Source organism: Pseudomonas sp. FBCC-B545 (assembly GCF_059134095.1).
Map to the genome: position 1 here is coordinate 3,491,740 of NZ_CP101441.1, position 19,783 is coordinate 3,511,522.

13 protein-coding genes and 2 riboswitches are annotated in these 19,783 nt (G+C 61.2%); of the genes, 5 read left to right on the forward strand and 8 right to left on the reverse strand.

Translation table 11 applies throughout. The annotated features are described in order from the left end of the window. Positions 1 to 84 precede the first annotated feature (84 nt). The 5 genes from NMB39_RS16260 to NMB39_RS16280 all read right to left on the reverse strand — a co-directional run bounded on the left by NMB39_RS16260 (position 85) and on the right by NMB39_RS16280 (position 8,369). On the reverse strand, positions 85 to 687 hold the full coding sequence (locus NMB39_RS16260) for a vWA domain-containing protein (protein ID WP_494340587.1): 603 nt from the start codon (positions 685 to 687) through the stop codon (positions 85 to 87). Between the two features lie 53 nt (positions 688 to 740). Beyond that, positions 741 to 1,739, reverse strand: coding sequence for a magnesium chelatase ATPase subunit I (locus tag NMB39_RS16265; protein WP_494340437.1), 999 nt, complete (start codon positions 1,737 to 1,739; stop codon positions 741 to 743). Further along, entirely contained in the window at positions 1,736 to 5,500 is a 3,765-nt protein-coding gene (cobN, locus tag NMB39_RS16270; protein WP_494340436.1) for a cobaltochelatase subunit CobN, read from the reverse strand. Before cobN ends, NMB39_RS16265 begins: the two co-directional genes overlap by 4 nt. Before the next feature lie 2 nt (positions 5,501 to 5,502). Beyond that, positions 5,503 to 6,564, reverse strand: a complete 1,062-nt coding sequence (gene cobW, locus NMB39_RS16275; RefSeq protein WP_057022512.1) for a cobalamin biosynthesis protein CobW — start codon at positions 6,562 to 6,564, stop codon at positions 5,503 to 5,505. 93 nt (positions 6,565 to 6,657) lie between these two features. Continuing rightward, positions 6,658 to 6,857, reverse strand: a riboswitch (cobalamin riboswitch). A gap of 123 nt (positions 6,858 to 6,980) precedes the next feature. Beyond that, positions 6,981 to 8,369, reverse strand: a complete 1,389-nt coding sequence (locus NMB39_RS16280) for a M10 family metallopeptidase C-terminal domain-containing protein (protein WP_057022690.1) — start codon at positions 8,367 to 8,369, stop codon at positions 6,981 to 6,983. Between the two features lie 411 nt (positions 8,370 to 8,780). Next, positions 8,781 to 8,994: riboswitch (cobalamin riboswitch) on the forward strand. A gap of 98 nt (positions 8,995 to 9,092) precedes the next feature. Here NMB39_RS16280 and NMB39_RS16285 point away from each other — a divergent pair. The 4 genes from NMB39_RS16285 (at position 9,093) to cobM (ending at position 11,199) form a co-directional block, all read left to right on the forward strand. Next, positions 9,093 to 9,281, forward strand: a complete 189-nt coding sequence (locus tag NMB39_RS16285) for a CbtB domain-containing protein (protein ID WP_046072339.1) — start codon at positions 9,093 to 9,095, stop codon at positions 9,279 to 9,281. Positions 9,282 to 9,292: 11 nt separating this feature from the next. After that, entirely contained in the window at positions 9,293 to 9,994 is a 702-nt protein-coding gene (locus tag NMB39_RS16290; protein WP_494340435.1) for a CbtA family protein, read from the forward strand. Beyond that, positions 9,991 to 10,383: a cobalamin biosynthesis protein gene (locus NMB39_RS16295; protein WP_494340434.1), complete on the forward strand. Its 393-nt coding sequence runs from the start codon at positions 9,991 to 9,993 to the stop codon at positions 10,381 to 10,383. Before NMB39_RS16290 ends, NMB39_RS16295 begins: the two co-directional genes overlap by 4 nt. A 69-nt stretch (positions 10,384 to 10,452) precedes the next feature. Further along, positions 10,453 to 11,199: a precorrin-4 C(11)-methyltransferase gene (cobM, locus tag NMB39_RS16300; RefSeq protein ID WP_057022691.1), complete on the forward strand. Its 747-nt coding sequence runs from the start codon at positions 10,453 to 10,455 to the stop codon at positions 11,197 to 11,199. A 597-nt stretch (positions 11,200 to 11,796) separates the two neighbouring features. Here cobM and nfuA read toward each other — a convergent pair. The 3 genes from nfuA to NMB39_RS16315 form a co-directional block, all read right to left on the reverse strand. Beyond that, positions 11,797 to 12,381 carry a Fe-S biogenesis protein NfuA gene (gene nfuA / locus NMB39_RS16305; RefSeq protein ID WP_003190728.1) on the reverse strand — a complete coding sequence of 195 codons (585 nt, stop codon included), beginning with the start codon at positions 12,379 to 12,381 and terminating at the stop codon, positions 11,797 to 11,799. 59 nt (positions 12,382 to 12,440) lie between these two features. Further along, positions 12,441 to 13,466 (reverse strand): acyltransferase family protein, encoded by a 1,026-nt coding sequence (locus NMB39_RS16310; RefSeq protein ID WP_057022692.1) that lies wholly within the window; start codon positions 13,464 to 13,466, stop codon positions 12,441 to 12,443. Between the two features lie 87 nt (positions 13,467 to 13,553). Next, complete coding sequence (locus tag NMB39_RS16315) at positions 13,554 to 15,845, reverse strand: fatty acid cis/trans isomerase (RefSeq protein ID WP_057022516.1); 2,292 nt, start codon at positions 15,843 to 15,845, stop codon at positions 13,554 to 13,556. A gap of 162 nt (positions 15,846 to 16,007) precedes the next feature. Between NMB39_RS16315 and metH the strand changes: the two genes are divergently transcribed. Continuing rightward, positions 16,008 to 19,718, forward strand: coding sequence for a methionine synthase (metH, locus tag NMB39_RS16320; RefSeq protein WP_494340433.1), 3,711 nt, complete (start codon positions 16,008 to 16,010; stop codon positions 19,716 to 19,718). The last annotated feature ends 65 nt before the right edge of the window (positions 19,719 to 19,783 follow it).

Below are 19,783 nucleotides of genomic sequence, written 5' to 3' on the forward strand. Positions count from 1 at the left end.
CGGGGGCAAGCCCCCTCCCACATTTTGAGCACACCGCATTCCCCTGTGGGAGGGGGCTTGCTCCCGATGGCGATGGCCAAGGCACTACACATCATCGATATGCCGATACTCCAACTGCAACCCCATCGCCAGCTCTTGAGCCCTCCCCAACCTGATCGGCCCACGCTCAATATCGATCAGCAATCCCGGGCACTCCAATCGCGGCAATGCGTCAATTGCCTTGAGCCGCCCATCGGTCATCACCAGCAACTTCTGTTGCTCCACCGGATAGCGCTTGCGCCGCGCCGCGAGCCACTCCCCGGCCTCGGCCAGTGCCGCCAGCAATGGCGTGCCGCCGCCGGCACCGAGTTGTTCCAGCCAACCCGCCAGTCCTTTGGCAGCCTTCAGGCCTTGCACCTGCCACTTCGGCGATGCGCCGCTTGCCGTCAGCAAGGCCATGCGCGCCCGTTGCCGGTAAGCATCGTCAAACAGCTGGGCCAACAAACCCTTGGCATCGCTCAACGCGCGATGGCGCCGAGTCGACGCCGAGGCATCGACGATCACCAACCACAATTCAGGCGCTGAACGACTACGCAGGTGAAACAGCAAATCGTCCCGGGATTGCGGCCGGCCGTCGAGCAAAGTGCCCGGCCAATTGATCGTGCCCTGCTGTGCGCTGCGCGCCTTGCCCTGCCTGCCGTTGTCCAGTCTGCCCGCCTGGGGCCGGGCATCCGCCCCCGCGTCAGGTCGGGGGCGGATGCCTAGGGCTTTTTTGGCCAGGCCGGCACATCGCGGCGTGCGCCGGTGGGCAAGGCCGGTGCGGGCATATCGCCCCATTGGCCCTGGCCAGGGGAGGTCTCAGACGGCTTCGACGATTGCCCTTCATTCGGCGGCGCGGCCGGTGGCGTTTGCGGCTGACGGCGATGGCGCAAGGCAAACTCGGCCACTGCATCGATATCTTCCTCGGCGATGGCTGACGCGCCACGCCACGCCGCATGGGCACGGGCGCCACGCAGCCAGACCAGGTCAGCGCGCAGGCCATCGACGCCTTCAGCAAAGCAGCGTTCGGTGATCCGGGCCAATGCCTGATCATCCAACGGGATGCTGTCGAGCCGTGCCCGCGCCTGGGTGCAGCGCTCGCGCAAGGCGGCCTGAGGTTCAGCCCACTGCGCGCAGAACGCCGCTGGATCGGTGTCGAAATCCAGGCGACGACGGATGATCTGCCCGCGCTCGGCAGGCAAGGTCTGCCCGCTCAGCGCCACATTGAAGCCGAAGCGGTCGAGCAGTTGCGGGCGCAACTCACCCTCCTCCGGGTTCATGGTGCCGATCAGCACAAAGCGCGCCGAATGGCGATGGGAAATGCCGTCACGTTCGATCAGGTTGGTGCCGCTGGCGGCCACGTCCAGCAGCAGGTCCACCAAGTGGTCTGCCAACAGGTTGACCTCATCCACATACAGCACACCGCCATCCGCCTTGGCCAACACGCCGGGGGAAAACTGCGCACGGCCTTCGCCCAGTGCTGCATCCAGGTCCAAGGTGCCGACCAGCCGCTCCTCGGTCGCGCCCAAAGGCAAGGTGACGAACTGCCCGCTGGCCAGCAGGTCCGCCAGGCCACGGGCCAGGGTCGACTTGGCCATGCCCCGCGGCCCTTCGATCAGCACGCCGCCGATCCTCGGGTCGATGGCAGTCAGGCACAGCGCCAGTTTCAGCTCGTCGGCGCCGACCACGGCGGACAGCGGGAAATGGGGAGTCTCAGTCATCGGCTGTCTTCTTCTATATCCAGCAACAGGTTTTCCAACGCCTCGCGATACGCCCCCGGCTCCTGCCACATGCCCCGCTGCTGGGCTTCGAGCATACGCTCGGTCATGTCCCGCAGGGCGTCGGGGTTATGTTGCTGCACAAAGGCGCGGGTGTCAGGGTCGAGCAGGTAGGCATCGGCCAGCAGCGCGTATTGATGATCGTCGATCAGCGCGGTGGTGGCGTCGAAAGCGAACAGGTTGTCCACGGTCGCGGCCATTTCGAACGCGCCCTTATAGCCATGGCGCTTGACGCCTTCGATCCACTTGGGGTTGGCGGCGCGGGCGCGGATAACCCGGTTCAGCTCTTCCTTCAAGGTACGGATTCTGGGCAGGTCCGGCTGGCTATGGTCACCATGATAGCTGGCGGCCTTGTCACCGCTCAGGGTTTCCACGGCGGCAAGCATGCCGCCCTGGAATTGGTAGTAGTCATTGGAGTCGAGCAGGTCATGCTCGCGATTGTCCTGGTTCTGCAATACCGCCTGCACCTGGCTCAAGCGCTGGGCAAATTGCTCGCGGGCGGCGGTGCCCTCGTCGGACCCACCGTAGGCATAACCGCCCCAGTTCAGGTAGATCTCAGCCAAGTCTTCACGGCTCTGCCACAGGCGCCCGTCAATGGCGCCCTGCACACCTGCGCCATAGGCACCGGGCTTGGCGCCGAAGATGCGCCAGCCGGCCTGCTTCGCCGCGACCTCTAAGTCCAGGCCCGACGCCTGCAACGCCTGGCGCTCGCTGCGCACCTTGGCGGCCAGCGGGTTCATGTCATCCGGTTCATCGAGGGCCGCTACCGCCTGCACCGCCGCATCGAACAGGCGAATCAGGTTGGCGAAGGCATCGCGGAAGAACCCGGACACACGCAGGGTCACGTCGACACGCGGGCGGTCCAGCAGGCTGATCGGCAGTATTTCAAAATCGTCCACCCGCTGGCTGCCGGTAGCCCATACCGGGCGCACGCCCATCAGCGCCATGGCCTGGGCGATATCGTCGCCCCCCGTACGCATGGTGGCGGTGCCCCACACCGACAAGCCAAGCTGGCGCAGGTGGTCGCCGTGATCTTGCAGATGTCGCTCAAGCATCAGGTTGGCCGACTGGAAACCGATGCGCCAGGCCGTGGTGGTCGGCAGGTTGCGCACATCCACGGTGAAGAAGTTACGCCCCGTCGGCAGTACATCCAGGCGACCGCGACTGGGCGCACCGCTGGGCCCTGCCGGTACAAACCGCCCGCCCAGGGCATCCAGCAAGCCGCGCATTTCCGCTGGGCCACAGGCGTCCAGGCGTGGCGCGACCACGATGCGCAGGCTTTCTATCACCGACTTCACGTCCTGCCAGCCGGGCTCTTCCAACTGCTCGAGGGGACCTTCCAGCGCCTGCTCGATCAGCCGCGCTGCGTACAGCTCCAGACGTTCGCGGGTATCGCCGGCGGTGCGCCATAACTGCCCGTCGATTTTCTGCAACACTGGCGGACGCCGTCCCGTCCAGGGCTCGGCCAAGGCGCAATCGAGCGGATCAAAGCCCAGGTCGAATGCCTTGGCCAGTACCCGCAGCAGGCTCGATTGCGGGCCACGGCCATCGCCACGGGGAATGCGCAGCAAGGCCAGCAAGGTGCCGATGCGCAAGCGGCCCTCGGGTGATTCGCCAAAAACATGCAGACCGTCGCGGATCTGCGATTCCTTCAAGTCACACAGGTAGGTGTCCAGGCGCGGCAGCCAGATGTCGGCGTCAGCCTCGCTGTCCAGCTCCAGCTCCTGGTCGATGCGGGTTTCGCGCACCAGCTTGAGAATGTCTTTTTGCAGCTCAAGGGCGCGGCGCGGGTCGAGCAATTGCGCCTCGTAGTACTCGTCGGCCAACAGCTCCAGGTTACGCAACGGGCCGTAGGTTTCGGCGCGGGTCAGCGGTGGCATCAGGTGGTCGATGATCACCGCTTGGGTACGCCGCTTGGCCTGGGCGCCCTCGCCTGGGTCGTTGACAATAAACGGATAGATATTCGGCAGCGGCCCGAGCAATGCATCCGGCCAGCAGTTTTCCGACAGGCCTACGCCTTTGCCCGGCAGCCATTCCAGGTTGCCGTGCTTGCCCACATGGATCACGCCATGGGCGCCGTAGGTGTGGCGCAACCAGAAATAGAACGCCAGGTAGCCATGGGGCGGCACGAGGTCCGGGTCGTGGTACACGGCACTGGCGTCCACCTGGTAACCCCGTGCCGGCTGGATGCCGACGAAGGTCAAGCCCAGGCGCAAGCCGGCGATCATCATGCGGCCGTCGCGAAACATGGGATCGTCTTGCGCGGCGCCCCAACGTTCCAGCACAGCCTGACGATTGGACGCCGGCAAGCGATCGAACATCGCCTGGTAATCCCCCAGGCCCAGGCTTTGGTGGCACGGGCGCAGGTCGAGGCTGTCCAGGTCGTTGGTGACTCCACCGAGCAGCGCATGGATCAATGCGGTGCCGCTCTCGGGAAGCACCTCTGCCACCGGGTAGCCTTCAGATTGCAAGGCACGCAGGATATTCAACGCCGCCGCCGGGGTGTCCAGGCCCACGCCATTACCAATACGCCCATCTCGGGTCGGGTAGTTGGCGAGGATCAGAGCAATGCGCTTATCGGCATTCGGCACCCGGGCCAAGTCGACCCAGCGCCGCGCCAATTCAGCGACAAAGTCCATGCGTTCAGGGACTGCGCGATAGCACACCACGTCCGACTGGCTGCGCTCGCTGCGCCAGGCCAGGTCCTTGAAGCTGATCGGCCGACTGATGATGCGCCCATCCAGCTCCGGCAAGGCAATATGCATCGCCAGGTCGCGGGGGCCGAGCCCCTGTTCGCTGGCCTGCCAGCCGGGCTGGTTGTCCTGGGCGCAGATCGCCTGGATCACCGGGATATTGCGACGAAACGGGCGCAGGTGCGGGGCTTCGGGGCTGGACTGGGCAAAGCCGGTGGTGTTGAGGATTACCGCGGCTTGCACGTCGTCCAGCAGGTCCTCGACCGCCGTGAGGCAGCCGGGCTCTTTCAAGCTGGCCACCGCGATGGGCAACGGGTTGAGGCCCGCAGCCTGCAAGCGCTGGCAGAACACATCAATAAAGCCGGTATTGGCCGCCTGCAAGTGGGAGCGATAGAACAGCACGGCGGCCACGGGGAGGTCAGCGCGCCAATCCACCTGCCAGTCATTGAGGCGGGCATTGGCTTTACCAGGGTGATAGATCGCCGTACGCGGCAAGGTTTGCGGCTCGGCCCATATATAGTCGCGACCCAGATGGGCGCTGGCCAGGCAATGATAAAAATCCAGCGCGTTACCCAGGCCACCCTGGCGCAGGAAATGCCACAGGCGCTCGCGCTGTTCGGCATCAACGGTGCTCAGGCAGCTGAGCTCCGGGTCGGGGCGGTCATCCCCCGGCACCAAAATCAGCGTGACGCCGCGCTCGGCCAGTTCCACCAGGCGCTCTATGCCGTAGCGCCAGTAACCAATGCCGCCATGCAAGGAAATCAGAATCACCTTGGCGTGCCGCAACACCTCATCGACGTACAGGTCGACGGAGGCATGGTTTTGCACCTGCATCGGATTGGCCAGGCGCAGACTCGGGTAATCCTCGGGCAACTGCTGGGCTGCTTCGGCGAGCAGCGCCAGGCTGGAGTCGCCGCTGCACAGGATCACCAGTTCAGCAGGGGTTTGGCCAAGGTCGGCAATATTGTCGTCCGCGACGAAACCACCGGGTTGGGTCCTGAGCAGGTGCATGGTTAAACGCTGAGGGCAGCGCGCAATTGCGCTTCAAGGCCGGCGGCGTCCAGCTCCTGGCCGATCAGCACCAGGCGCGTGGTACGTGCTTCTTCCAAGCCCCAGGCACGGTCGAAGTGTTTGTCGAAGCGCGTGCCCACGCCCTGGATCAACAGGCGCATCGGTTTGTTCGGGATCGCGGCGAAACCTTTGACGCGCAGGATGCCGTGCTGCACCACCAATTGAGCCAGGGCGTCGAGCAACAGCGCTTCTTCGGCTTGGGGCAGGTCGATGGAGATCGAGTCAAAGGCATCGTGATCGTGATCGTCTTCACCTTCATGATGATGATCGTGATGGCTGTGGCGAGCGTCAATGTGCTCCTCGGAGCCTGCGCCCAGGCCAATCAGCACGTCCAACGGCAGGCGACCGCTGCTGGCTTCGATGACCTTCACTGCTGGCGGCAGCTCCTCGGCGACTTCCAGGCGCACGCGGGCCAGGTCTTCGGCGCTGATCAGGTCGGCTTTGTTGAGGATCACCAGGTCGGCGCTGGCCAGTTGATCGGCGAACAGTTCATGCAATGGCGACTCGTGGTCCAGGTTCGGGTCGAGTTTGCGCTGGGCGTCGACTTGATCCGGGAACGCGGCGAAGGTGCCGGCGGCCACGGCCGGGCTGTCGACCACGGTGATCACTGCGTCGACAGTGCAGGCGCTGCGGATTTCCGGCCACTGGAAGGCTTGCACCAGTGGCTTTGGCAGGGCCAGGCCCGAGGTTTCGATGAGGATATGGTCAAGGTCGCCGCGACGGGCAACCAGTTCGCGCATCACCGGGAAGAACTCTTCCTGCACGGTGCAGCACAGGCAACCGTTGGCGAGTTCGTACACGCGGCCATTGGCTTCTTCTTCGGTACAACCGATGGCGCACTGCTTGAGGATTTCACCGTCAATGCCCAGCTCGCCGAATTCGTTGACGATCACCGCAATACGACGGCCCTGGGCGTTGTCGAGCATATGACGCAACAAGGTGGTCTTACCCGAGCCAAGGAAGCCGGTGACGATGGTGACAGGGAGTTTGGCCAGTGTTTTCATCGGATGCCCTTTGGGGCGGGCATACGGGACGACAGGCCCTGCGGCGGCGCGCAGCAGCGGATTTCGTCACCGGATCACCCCGCCCGGTTGAATTGGAAAATCAGTGACGAGGCAGGTCTCCTGGCTTGGGGCGTACAGGTCTTGCGACCAACGCTGACTGCGCCTTCCCGCCGTCTCGGCAGTGGCGTGGCAGTCAACTGAACCCTTCACAGTTGCGGGGGCAGCCGCGGCTTGAACCGCGTTCCCTTCTTAGCTTCGGCCTGGGCCGAAGAACCTCGAACGGGCAAGGCTACGCAGTGCGGGAGAACGGGTCAATGTTGATCGCTCATCCGACATCGAGAAACGCCGAAACCACACAGGCAGCGGCCGGCCTGTTGAAGCGACTACTCCCTAGCCGCTGGCATGCTGCTTCTTTTTTAGGAATAGGCCCACTTAACCGGAACATTACTAATGATGTCGGGTGTATTTATCGGACCGTGGCTTTTGAGAAAAAAGTCAAAACGGCCGTTGCCCGTCAGATCAATAGCCAACCTCGACTGGTTGGTGTGGCGGTTGTAACCCAGAACAGCTTGACCAGGTTCGCCCGATAGCCGCCTTACAAACGTCAAGGCGCCAATACCGGCGTTTTTCAACAAGACCGAAATGTCGATTTTGTCGGTGCCACTCTCAAAGTCCATGATCAGGTCAGGATTTTCCAACGTGGAATCGCTGGCGTGGTCATAAGCAAAGGTATCCGCCCCCCCTGCCCCCCTCAGCCAATCGGCGCCCGCTGCCCCCTTGAGCACATTGTCCGCATCGTTCCCGATGATCGCATCATGACCAGAACCGCCGATTGCGTTTTCAACCGTAACGCCTTTGGCAATAGAAACATTCCCCCGTAACCCTCCAACATCGGAATAGGATTCAGCGTTGAGGTTGACGGTCTGGTTTTGGCGATATCTGGAAAAATCCAATGTGTCGTTACCTCCACCGTCCCACACGCAGAATAATGCCGTATTCCTGGGATGATCGAGTTGATAATAGTCTCGACCCGAATTGGAGTTAAAACCGTAGGTGGTGTCTGAATTACGTGTTCTATAGTTGGCACCATATACCCGCTGGGCAGCAGCAATATCACCCATCAATGGTGCAGCAGAGTACCTTCCCTTAAGGTTCTGACCACTTAAGTTGGCATCGAAGTAGCTCATGACAGTATGGCCACGAGTATCCTGGGCATAGACGGCGTCGCGATAGTAACTGGGGTAGGTGGAATCGCCGCTATTGTCATAGTCCGCTGGATGCAAAAGCCCCAGTCCATGCCCTATTTCATGGGTAAGCGTATATCGGCCGTGATTGTTAAGTGCAGGCGCAGCATTCGTGCCAAAACGGGGATTCATGAGGACTTTACCGTCTCCACCTGGCAATTGGGCGAATGCAACCCGGGGCACCTCACTGTTGGAAAAAGCCAGGTGCCCTTCCCCACGGCCAGTACGCTCTTCGAAAGACACGTTCGCCACATCGGCCCAGGACTGCATGGACAGTCTGGCCTGGCTTTTCTGGGTGGCATTGAACGCAGTCTCCCCTTGTCCGTGGGTATCGAATGTATAGGAGACTTGCGTGACGCCATCACCATTGCTGTCATTCCATTTCCGGCCGTCCCGGGTGAGGTGCTGGGCGATCTGGTCCACGGTAAAAACCGGCTTATCAAGACCCGGTATTGGCCTCAAATGCGGGTCGAACTTACGCAACGTGGGATCGGAAGAGCTGTTTTGTTGAGCCTCTACGGACGGGTTATAGGAGCGTTGCACGCTGTTGGTTATCTGCACAATGGGCACCATCAATTTTGACTATTCAAGGGAGACAAAACCACAACCACGAGCATCAGTAGGGAGAAACGCAAAAAGCGTTCCCGGACAGCTTGCCCAACGATTCAACGCCTGCATCACTCTAAATAACCAAGCTACGAATGGAGCATTAGTTCACTGAACATACCGCCTCAACAACCTATTGAAAAGTAAGTAAAAGCCCGAACAACCCACTTACACCCATACAATATATTTTTATATTTCGGCAACAGAAAGAATAACCTTTCTTCCTTTTGAAACATGTAAAAGCTCATGTTCCGCTGCATTCGCTAACGACAAGTAAATAAAGATTGTGGACGCGTACAGGGCCACCTCTCTCGTTGCCTTGGCAGCGCATTCCGCCATTTGACGTAATCGCTCGCCGCATGCTCTCCTACACATCTTGTTTCGGGTGCCCTTCACAGGGTGAAACGGGAAACCGGTGCGCCATAGACCTATGGCAAGTCCGGTGCTGCCCCCGCAACGGTAAGCGAGCGAAGCGTCAAATCCACTGTGCTGTGCATGGGAAGGAGACGCTTATCAGGTGGAACTCTTCCAAGAGCCGCCCCTCGCAAGCCCGGAGACCGGCCCGAAAAAATCAGATAACAAACCCGCGGTGGGCGGGCGCTGTTCAAAACCCTGCGTGCCCTGGCTCGCGTGGTTTGCATGCGCTCGTTTCACCCTGACACCTGATAGGGACGCGCCATGTCGATCACCACCAGCACCTCGCACTCCGCCAGCAGCACTGCCACCTTGAGCCAACGCCTGACCGCCGCAATCGGTGCGTCGATCCTTGGCGCGTGCCTGGTGTATTTCGCCGGTTTCTCCCATATCGAGGCGGTGCACAACGCGGCCCACGATACCCGCCACAGCGCTGCGTTTCCGTGCCACTGAGAGCTGCCGACATGATCAAACGCATTGCCCGGACCGCAGGGTTCACCGGCTTGTTCGCCGCCCTGCTGCTGACCCTGCTGCAAAGCTTGTGGGTTGCACCGTTGATTTTGCAGGCGGAGACCTATGAAAAGCCGCCGGCAACCACCGAAGTCACCCATGAGCATGCCAGCGCCGCTGCGCACACCCACGACGCCGAAGCCTGGGAGCCGGAAGATGGCTGGCAGCGGGTGCTCTCCACCACCGGTGGCAACCTGGTGGTTGCCGTTGGATTTGCACTGATGCTCGCCGGCCTGTACACCCTGCGTGCACCGACCCGCACCGGCCATGGCTTGCTGTGGGGCCTGGCGGGTTACGCGACCTTCGTGCTGGCGCCCACCCTGGGCCTGCCACCGGAATTGCCGGGTACGGCAGCGGCTGACCTGGCGCTGCGCCAGAGCTGGTGGATCGGCACCGCCGCCGCTACCGCCGCCGGTATTGCGCTAATCGTGTTCGGCCGCAACTGGCTGTTGAAAGTGCTGGGCGTGGCGATCCTTGCCGTGCCCCACGTAATCGGCGCACCGCAGCCGCAGGTGCACTCGATGCTGGCCCCGGAGGCTCTCGAGGCACAATTCCAGATTGCCTCGCAATTGACCAACGTGGCGTTCTGGCTGGCCCTTGGCCTGATCAGCGCCTGGTTATTCCGCCGCCACCGCGACGATCGATACTCGGCATGATCCTGGTGGTCGGCCTGGGGTGCCAGCGCGGTTGTGATGTTCACGCCCTTCTGGACCTGTTTGACGCCGCCCTCGCCGAGCGCGGCATTGAACGCCAGCGTATCACCGCCCTGGCCAGCCTTGATCGCAAGCAGGATGAGCCCGGTTTATTGGCCCTCGCTCACCAGCTGGGCCTACCGCTACAGTGCTTCAATGCCGAACAACTGGCCGGTTATGAACAGCGCTTGAGCCATAAGTCAGCGGTCGCTTTTGCCCATGTCGGCTGTTATGGCGTGGCCGAAAGCGCTGCCCTGGCCATGGCCGAACACCTCTCTGGCAACCCTGCCCGTCTGCTGATTACCCGCAGGAAAACCAACCAGGCCACCTTTGCATTAGCCTGCGCCGGTTAAAATCCCGATAATTGCCGTTATCGATCATGAATAATCTTCATGCTCACCCGTTTTCAACAGGAATTTCCCATGACCGTCTACTTCATCGGCGCAGGCCCCGGCGACCCGGAACTGATCACCGTCAAGGGCCAGCGGCTGATCCGCAGTTGCCCGGTGATCATCTACGCCGGCTCGCTGGTGCCCGCGGCGGTGCTGGAGGGCCATCAGGCGCAACAGCTGGTCAACAGCGCCGAACTGCACCTGGAGCAGATCATCGACTTGATCAAGACCGCCCATGGACAAGGCCAGGATGTGGCACGCGTGCACTCCGGCGACCCAAGCCTGTATGGGGCGATTGGCGAGCAGATCCGTCACTTGCGTGAGCTGGGCATTCCCTTCCAGATCATTCCCGGGGTCACGGCCATAGCCGCTTGCGCGGCGCTGCTGGAAACCGAGCTGACCCTGCCGGACATTGCCCAGAGCGTGATCCTGACCCGCTATGCCGATAAAACCAGCATGCCTGCCGGCGAGAATTTCGACAGCCTGGCCCGGCACGGCACGACCATGGCGATTCACCTGGGGGTCAATCATCTGGAGAAGATCGTCGCCGAGTTACTGCCGCACTATGGCGCCGATTGCCCGATAGCCGTGGTACACCGTGCAACCTGGCCGGATCAGGATTGGGCGGTGGGCACCTTGGCGGATATTGCCGAAAAGGTCGCGGCCAAGGGGTTCCGGCGTACGGCGTTGATTGTGGTGGGCCGGGTGCTGGCCAATGACACTTTCAGCGAGTCGTCACTGTATCGGGCGGGACATGCGCACCTGTACAGACCTTGATTTTTTACTTCACAAAATCAAACCAACCCGTTGATTTAAATGAATAAACATAGAACAGAATGTGGGAGGGGGCTTGCCCCCGATGGCGGCCTTAGAGCCGACCGGGGTCTTGGTTTTAGACCGAGTACATATCCATTGTTTAGGTAACGGCGACTATTGGTTCCGCTCTTACAGCGGGTCACTTTTGAAAAGAGCCCAAAAGTAACCAAAAGGCTCTTGCCCCACCACTCGGCACCTCGCCTAGGCTCGGTGTGCCCGTAATCCGACATGGATTTGGGGGGCCGCCGCCACGCGCCATCCATGGCGCGGGGCGGCTAAACCGGCATCCCTGCCGGTTTACCCCCCAAATCCCTGTCGAATTCCGGCCAGCGTGGTTTAACGGGGCGCCCAAGATCAAAAGCAAGATCAAGAGCGGCTCGCTGCGCATCGTGGTTACCGTTGGCTGTTCCACAGTTGTGTAGATACCCATGGCTATCGCGGGCAAGCCCCTCCAACACTTAATCCTTATTATTAGATAGATATCATAAGCCAATGAATTTTAAGCAAAAAAAACGGCGCTCACGGGGCGCCGTTTTTTCTTCGCAGTGAACACCTTACTCAGTAGTAGGCATTTTCTTTCTGCGTGTGGTCAGTCACATCACGTACGCCCTTGAGCTCCGGAATGCGCTCAAGCAAAGTGCGCTCGATGCCTTCACGCAGGGTCACGTCTGCCTGGCCGCAGCCCTGGCAGCCGCCGCCGAATTTCAATACGGCGATGCCGTCATCCACTACGTCGATCAAGCTCACCTGGCCGCCATGGCTGGCCAGCCCTGGGTTGATCTCGGTTTGCAGGTAGTAGTTGATGCGCTCGTTGACCGGGCTATCAGCGTTGACGTTCGGCACCTTGGCGTTGGGGGCCTTGATGGTCAACTGGCCGCCCATGCGATCGGTGGCGTAGTCGACCACGGCGTCATCGAGGAAGGCTTCGCTGAAGGCATCGATGTAGGCGGTGAAGCTTTTCAGCCCAAGGGCGGTGTCTTCAGGTTTCTCTTCACCCGGCTTGCAGTAGGCGATGCACGTCTCGGCGTACTGGGTACCGGGCTGGGTGATAAAGACGCGGATACCAATACCCGGGGTGTTCTGCTTGGACAGCAGGTCAGCCAGGTAATCATGGGCGGCGTCGGTAATGGTTATGGCAGTCATGGAAACTCCTCACAGGCTTGCCGGCAGTTTACGCCAAATCATTACAGAGGTACAAAGTCCTAGTATTTTTGTCGGGAAATAATTGCCTGGTCCTCGACAGCCAGCCAACGCTTGAGCGGGCGATAGGTTGCCCTCTCCAGCCATTGGTAGCTGACGTATGCGCCCAGCGCCGTCACTACGATGCAAACCGGCAGGATTGTGTAGGGATCTATTGCGTTTCGCTCAGCAATCCATCGCCCGGCGGCCAGCGCCAGCACGTGGATCAGGTATACCGAATAAGAGCAATCGCCGAGAATTTTCAAAATGCGCGAGCCTTGGAAGTAAGGCTCCAGCGTTACACAGCTGATAACCAATATCGCGCTGGGCACGCCCCACTCAAGCGCACGGGGTACATCTGCGCCGTGATAAATCGCCGCCAGGGCCACCGCGATCCCGGATAACGGCAGCCACGCCCTGGCCCGGCACAGACCACGGCGGTACAGCATGCCGATCACGATACCCATCAGAAACTCAAGCACGATGTCGTTATGGTAAAAACCGCTGGCCAGGTCCAGGGCGGGGCTGAGGGCACAGCACACCAGATACAACAAACCTGCCACCACCCACAACCGATATGAACGGCCAACCAGCAAGGCCACGGCAAACAGAACGTAGAAGAGCATCTCGAAGTTCAGGGTCCAGCCAGCATCCAGCAGCGGATAGACCCCATACCCTCCCGGGTTCTCAGCAGGAATAAACAGCAGCGACAGCAGCACATGGCCCAGCGCCAGCTCAGCATCGGGAAACATCGACGGCACTGTCAGGACCAGCACAGCCATGAGCAGCGTATAGAACCAATACGCTGGAGCGATCCGCGCCAGGCGCATCAGCATGAATTGCCACGGCGTGAGCGCCTTATCTGCGGTGGCGAGGAAAATCACCAGGCCGCTGATGACGAAGAATATGTCCACCCCGATGCCGCCCTTGTCGGCAAACAGATAAGCCAGTGGGTTATGCACCTCGAATTCAAAAAACACTTGGGTGAAGTGGTGCCCGAACACCACCCACGCCGCCAGCGCCCGTAGCGCCTGCACTGAAATCAACATCATCGGAATACCTTTTCCAATCCCGCAAGGCAACCATCCGACCGCTTCAGCACCTGCTCAAGGCGATGACTGGATCACTGACTACCGTTATAGGTTCTCATAGCGGTTCATGTCCAATACGCCCTCTTCCACCGGCGTGGTTTCATGAATGTATCGCGACAAGTCGTGGAAATACTGCCAGAACAGCGGATGGCTGCGGCGCACGCCCCAGCGCTCGACAATCTGCTCAAACCCCTTGGCATCCTGGGCCTGCTGCATGCGTGCGACAAATTCAGACACTTCCCGGGCCGGAATATTGAACATGAAGTTCGGATAACTGCTCATCACCCCAGGGTAGATGGTCAGCGTGTCCAACCCCGGCTGGTAGCGATAGGCCTCACCCAGCAGGAACGCCACGTTACTGTGGGCGCGGTTGCGCAGCATGCTGTAGACCACACGCTGGCCGCTGGCGGTCTCGATGCGCAGCATCGTGGCTTCGGGCAACTGATAGATCACCTTGAGCCCCGCCGCAGGCCGCGACGTCAGGCGGCTGAGCGCCTGTTCGGCATCCTGCAGGTCTGGGTCGATAGCGGTGCGCGAGCAATAAGCCCCCGTGCAGCGGTTGATCGGATCCGGGCTGGCGTTCAAATCGCCGTAACGCGCCAACAGCTGATTGGCGAAGTCACGCTTGGGATCCTTTTCGTCCAGATGCAAGCCCGTGGGCTTATCGTCATCAATGGCTTCATAGTCCAGCCACAGCTTGAGCTTGCCGCTGTTCTGGTACCAGTCATCGAGGAAATCCTCGCGGGTGTCAGCCGGCATCAGGCGCAGGAAGTTCTGCTCGGCGCCATTACGGATCAGGTCAAAGTACAAGCGCGTCTGGGCCTGGTGCGATACGTTGCCGAACACGTCGAAATTCACCGTCAACTGGTAATAGGTACGCTCCAGCAGCGGGTAATCAAACAGCCACATCGTCTGCGGCACCTCGCCGATCAGGCCCTTGGTGACCGAGGCGCTGTCGAAATGACGAAAAATCGTCAGCAAGGCATTGTCATTGCCCGCCCACAGGCTCGACCAGCTCGGTGGCGGCACGTCTGCATAGCTGTCACGGCGCAGGGCTTCGTATTGGTTGCGCTTGTCGCGATAGGCCAGCCACAGGCTCAGCACGCTGCCGACGTCATCGTTCTGTCCCGGCATCGCCAGCAACGGCGTGGTCTGCCCACGGTAGCGCGCATCAGTGATGTAGAGGTCGTGGTCCGGGTCCTGAAACAGGGCCCAGAAGTTATCGCGGATCACATCCGTGGCAATCTGCCCACGACACACCGGCCCGCGGATAAAGGTGCGCACGAAGTATTCGGCGTTATCCAGCATGAACTGGTAGCGGGCCTTGGCCGGGATGGCTTCGAAGGTTTCGAACGGATTGGCGCGGCGCCCGGGGCCGTAGCCCGGCAATGCGCTCGCTTGCCAGTCACCGGTATAGAACAGCGCCTTGATCCGCGCCATTTTCGCCGCGCTGAACGGGTAAGTGATGTGGGTTTTATGCACGATCACGCCCTGCACCGGCCACAGACGGTAATAGACTTTAGTACCGGGGTCATCATTGGGACGGCGGGTGGCGATCAGGTCGATGGGCTGGCCGCTTGGCGTACGCGAACGGACCCACTGGAAGAAATGCCCCGGCTCGCCGTTCTCAAAGTAGATATGGGCCAGGAACAGATGCTCGTACAACCAGCGCGCCACCAGGCTTTGCCGGGCACCGGGCTGGTTGAACAGGTTTTCCCACTGCTGCACCTGCAGGGCCTCCTTGGCGCTGGGTGCCAGGCCTTGTTCGTCAATCGGTGCGCCGGAGGCCAGCCAGCGTTGCAAAGTCTTGTATTGCTGGTCGGTCAGGCCGGTGACGGCCAGCGGCATGCCTTCCTTGGGATGGGCGCCTGCATAAGCGTTGAACTCGCCAGGCGTCGCACACATGTTTTCGCGGCTCAGGCCCAGAACGATGCCTTCCGGCAGCTTGGCATTGGGCTGCAACGGCGCGTTGTGCCCCAGCTCCAGCATGCGCGCCATCAGCGCGGCCTGGCTGCCCTGGGCATCGAGTACCGAATAGAAGCCCTTCTGCTGCCAGGCCTGCTGGCCGAAAGCGTCGTAGAACAAGCGGGTGGTCGGTGCCGCCCGGCTCCGCTCGCCGTCGTATACCGGCACCTTGCTCGCACCACGGGCCGCACCCTCGGCACTCCCCAGGTTAAGCTGGCAGGCGGAGTCGTAGCAGGCATGGCAGGCGACGCACTTCTCGGTGAAGATCGGCTGGATGTCGCGAGTATAAGAGATCGCCGCAACGGGACCTTGTGCCTGGGCGGTACAGGCGACCAGTGCCAGGAAGGCGCTGGCGAAAAAGCGAAGTGACATGTCCGGTCCCGATTCAATGCGTGCGCTAAAAGTGCCGGCGATTCTACCGGGCCACGGCCGCCCTCAACATGAACGATATTCATGCAAAACCGGCACATGCTCCAAATCGGCACAGGTTTGCTATGATCCATGCCCTCCGTAATGCCTGACCAGAGTAGTCCCATGCCCGATCGTAGCGCTCGCCTGCAAGCCCTTCACCAAGCCCTCAAGGAACGTATCCTGATCCTCGATGGCGGCATGGGCACGATGATCCAGAGCTATAAGCTCGAGGAGCAGGACTACCGTGGCAAACGCTTCGCCGACTGGCCAAGCGACGTCAAGGGTAACAACGACCTGCTGGTGCTCACTCGCCCGGACGTCATCGGTGGGATCGAGAAGGCCTACCTGGACGCCGGTGCGGACATCCTCGAGACCAACACCTTCAACGCCACGCGCATCTCCATGGCCGACTACGGCATGGAAGAACTCGCCTATGAACTGAACGTGGAAGGCGCACGCCTGGCGCGCAGTATCGCCGATGCCAAGACGGCCGAGAACCCGACCAAGCCGCGCTTCGTCGCCGGCGTGCTCGGCCCGACCAGCCGTACCTGCTCGCTGTCGCCGGACGTGAACAACCCCGGCTACCGCAACGTGACCTTCGATGAACTGGTGGAAAACTATACCGAGGCCACTAAGGGCCTGATCGAGGGTGGCGCCGACCTGATCCTGATCGAGACCATCTTCGACACCCTCAACGCCAAGGCCGCGATCTTCGCCGTGCAAGGCGTGTTCGAAGCACTGGGCATCGAGTTGCCGATCATGATTTCCGGCACCATCACCGATGCTTCCGGCCGTACCCTGTCGGGCCAGACCACCGAAGCGTTCTGGAACTCCGTGGCCCACGCCAAGCCGATCTCCGTAGGCTTGAACTGCGCCCTTGGCGCCAGCGAGTTGCGCCCCTACCTGGAAGAGCTGTCGAACAAAGCCAATACCCATGTATCTGCGCACCCCAACGCCGGGCTGCCCAACGAATTCGGCGAGTACGACGAACTGCCGGCGCAAACCGCCAAGGTCATTGAAGAATTCGCCCAGAGCGGTTTCCTCAATATCGTCGGCGGTTGCTGCGGCACCACCCCGGGCCATATCGAAGCTATCGCCAAGGCCGTGGCCGGTTACGCGCCGCGCGCGATCCCGGACATTCCCAAAGCCTGCCGCCTGTCGGGCCTGGAGCCGTTCACCATCGATCGCAGCTCGTTGTTCGTCAACGTCGGCGAGCGCACCAACATCACAGGCTCGGCCAAGTTCGCCCGGCTGATCCGCGAAGACAACTACACCGAAGCCCTGGAAGTCGCCCTGCAACAGGTGGAAGCCGGTGCCCAGGTGATCGACATCAACATGGACGAGGGCATGCTCGATTCGAAGAAGGCCATGGTGACCTTCCTCAATCTGATTGCCGGCGAGCCCGATATCTCCCGGGTGCCGATCATGATCGACTCCTCCAAGTGGGAAGTGATCGAGGCCGGCCTCAAGTGCATCCAGGGCAAGGGCATCGTCAACTCCATCAGCATGAAGGAAGGCGTCGAGCAATTCATTCACCACGCCAAGCTGTGCAAGCGCTACGGCGCCGCCGTGGTGGTGATGGCGTTCGACGAAGACGGCCAGGCCGACACCGAAGCGCGCAAGAAAGAAATCTGCAAGCGCTCCTACGACATCCTGGTCAATGAAGTCGGCTTCCCGCCGGAAGACATCATTTTCGACCCGAACATCTTCGCCGTCGCCACCGGTATCGAAGAGCACAACAACTACGCCGTCGATTTCATCAATGCCTGTGCGTATATCCGCGACGAGCTGCCCTACGCACTGACCTCCGGCGGCGTGTCCAACGTGTCGTTCTCGTTCCGCGGCAACAACCCGGTGCGCGAGGCGATCCACTCGGTGTTCCTGCTGTATGCGATTCGCAGCGGGTTGACCATGGGGATCGTCAACGCCGGCCAACTGGAGATCTACGACCAGATCCCGGCCGAGCTGCGTGACGCGGTGGAAGACGTGGTGCTCAACCGCACCCCGGAGGGCACCGACGCCCTCCTCGCCATCGCCGACAAGTACAAGGGCGACGGCAGCGTCAAGGAAGCCGAAACCGAGGAGTGGCGTGGCTGGGAAGTCAACAAGCGCCTGGAACACGCGCTGGTCAAGGGCATCACCACCCATATCGTCGAAGACACCGAGGAGTCCCGGCAGTCGTTCGCACGCCCGATCGAAGTGATCGAAGGCCCGCTGATGTCTGGCATGAACATCGTCGGCGACCTGTTCGGCGCCGGCAAGATGTTCCTGCCCCAGGTGGTGAAATCCGCCCGGGTAATGAAGCAGGCCGTGGCCCACCTGATCCCGTTTATCGAGCTGGAAAAAGGCGACAAACCCGAAGCAAAGGGCAAGATTCTCATGGCCACGGTCAAGGGCGACGTGCACGACATCGGCAAGAACATCGTCGGCGTGGTGCTCGGTTGCAACGGCTATGACATTGTCGACCTGGGCGTAATGGTACCGGCAGAGAAGATCCTGCAGGTGGCCAAGGAACAGAAGTGCGACATCATCGGCCTGTCCGGGCTCATCACTCCATCGTTGGACGAGATGGTGCACGTAGCCCGAGAGATGCAGCGCCAGGACTTCCACCTGCCGCTGATGATCGGCGGCGCGACTACCTCCAAGGCGCACACGGCGGTGAAGATCGAACCCAAGTACAGCAACGACGCGGTGATCTACGTCACCGACGCCTCCCGTGCCGTGGGTGTGGCTACGCAGCTGCTGTCCAAGGAGTTGAAGGCCGGCTTCGTCGAGAAGACCCGCCTGGAATACATCGACGTGCGTGAACGCACCTCCAACCGCAGTGCACGCACCGAGCGCCTGAGCTACCCGGCGGCCATCGCCAAGAAGCCTCAGTTCGACTGGAGCACCTACACTCCGGTCAAGCCGACCTTTACCGGCGCCAAGGTGCTGGACAATATCGACCTCAACGTCTTGGCCGAATACATCGACTGGACGCCGTTCTTTATCTCCTGGGACCTGGCCGGCAAGTTCCCGCGCATCCTCGAAGACGAGGTGGTCGGTGAAGCCGCCACTGCGCTGTACGCCGACGCTCAGGAAATGCTCAGGAAGCTGATCGACGAAAAACTCATCAGCGCCCGCGCCGTGTTCGGCTTCTGGCCGACCAACCAGGTGCAGGACGATGACCTGGAAGTCTACGGCGACGACGGCCAGCCGATTGCCAGGCTGCATCACCTGCGCCAGCAGATCATCAAGACCGACGGCAAGCCGAACTTCTCCCTGGCCGACTTCGTCGCGCCCAAGGACAGCGGCGTGACCGACTACATCGGCGGCTTTATCACCACCGCCGGCATCGGCGCCGAAGAAGTCGCCAAGGCCTATCAGGACGCCGGCGACGACTACAACTCGATCATGGTCAAGGCCCTGGCTGATCGCCTGGCCGAAGCCTGCGCCGAGTGGCTGCACCAACAGGTACGTAAAGAACACTGGGGCTACGCCAAGGACGAGCAACTGGACAACGAGGCACTGATCAAGGAGCAGTACAGCGGTATCCGCCCGGCCCCGGGTTACCCGGCGTGCCCGGACCACACCGAGAAAGCCCAGCTGTTTCAACTGCTCGACCCCGAGGCTCGCGAAATGCACGCAGGGCGCAGCGGTGTATTCCTAACCGAGCACTACGCGATGTTCCCGGCGGCGGCGGTCAGTGGCTGGTACTTCGCCCACCCGCAGGCGCAGTATTTTGCCGTGGGCAAGGTCGACAAGGACCAGGTGGCCAGCTACACCGCACGCAAACATCAGGACCTGGCCGTGACCGAGCGCTGGCTGGCGCCTAACCTGGGGTACGACAATTAGGCCATTGGCCAAAGGTTGCGGTATCCCGATGCCGCACCCGTGACCACAAAATCCGTTTTCCTGTG

Coding starts and splice junctions, on each gene's coding strand:
- cobN (WP_494340436.1), bottom strand. CDS start 5,500: ATGCACCTGCTCAGGACCCAACCCGGTGGTTTCGTCGCGGACGACAAT.
- NMB39_RS16290 (WP_494340435.1), top strand. CDS start 9,293: ATGATCAAACGCATTGCCCGGACCGCAGGGTTCACCGGCTTGTTCGCC.
- NMB39_RS16285 (WP_046072339.1), top strand. CDS start 9,093: ATGTCGATCACCACCAGCACCTCGCACTCCGCCAGCAGCACTGCCACC.
- metH (WP_494340433.1), top strand. CDS start 16,008: ATGCCCGATCGTAGCGCTCGCCTGCAAGCCCTTCACCAAGCCCTCAAG.
- NMB39_RS16265 (WP_494340437.1), bottom strand. CDS start 1,739: ATGACTGAGACTCCCCATTTCCCGCTGTCCGCCGTGGTCGGCGCCGAC.
- cobW (WP_057022512.1), bottom strand. CDS start 6,564: ATGAAAACACTGGCCAAACTCCCTGTCACCATCGTCACCGGCTTCCTT.
- NMB39_RS16315 (WP_057022516.1), bottom strand. CDS start 15,845: ATGTCACTTCGCTTTTTCGCCAGCGCCTTCCTGGCACTGGTCGCCTGT.
- nfuA (WP_003190728.1), bottom strand. CDS start 12,381: ATGACTGCCATAACCATTACCGACGCCGCCCATGATTACCTGGCTGAC.
- NMB39_RS16295 (WP_494340434.1), top strand. CDS start 9,991: ATGATCCTGGTGGTCGGCCTGGGGTGCCAGCGCGGTTGTGATGTTCAC.
- NMB39_RS16310 (WP_057022692.1), bottom strand. CDS start 13,466: ATGTTGATTTCAGTGCAGGCGCTACGGGCGCTGGCGGCGTGGGTGGTG.
- cobM (WP_057022691.1), top strand. CDS start 10,453: ATGACCGTCTACTTCATCGGCGCAGGCCCCGGCGACCCGGAACTGATC.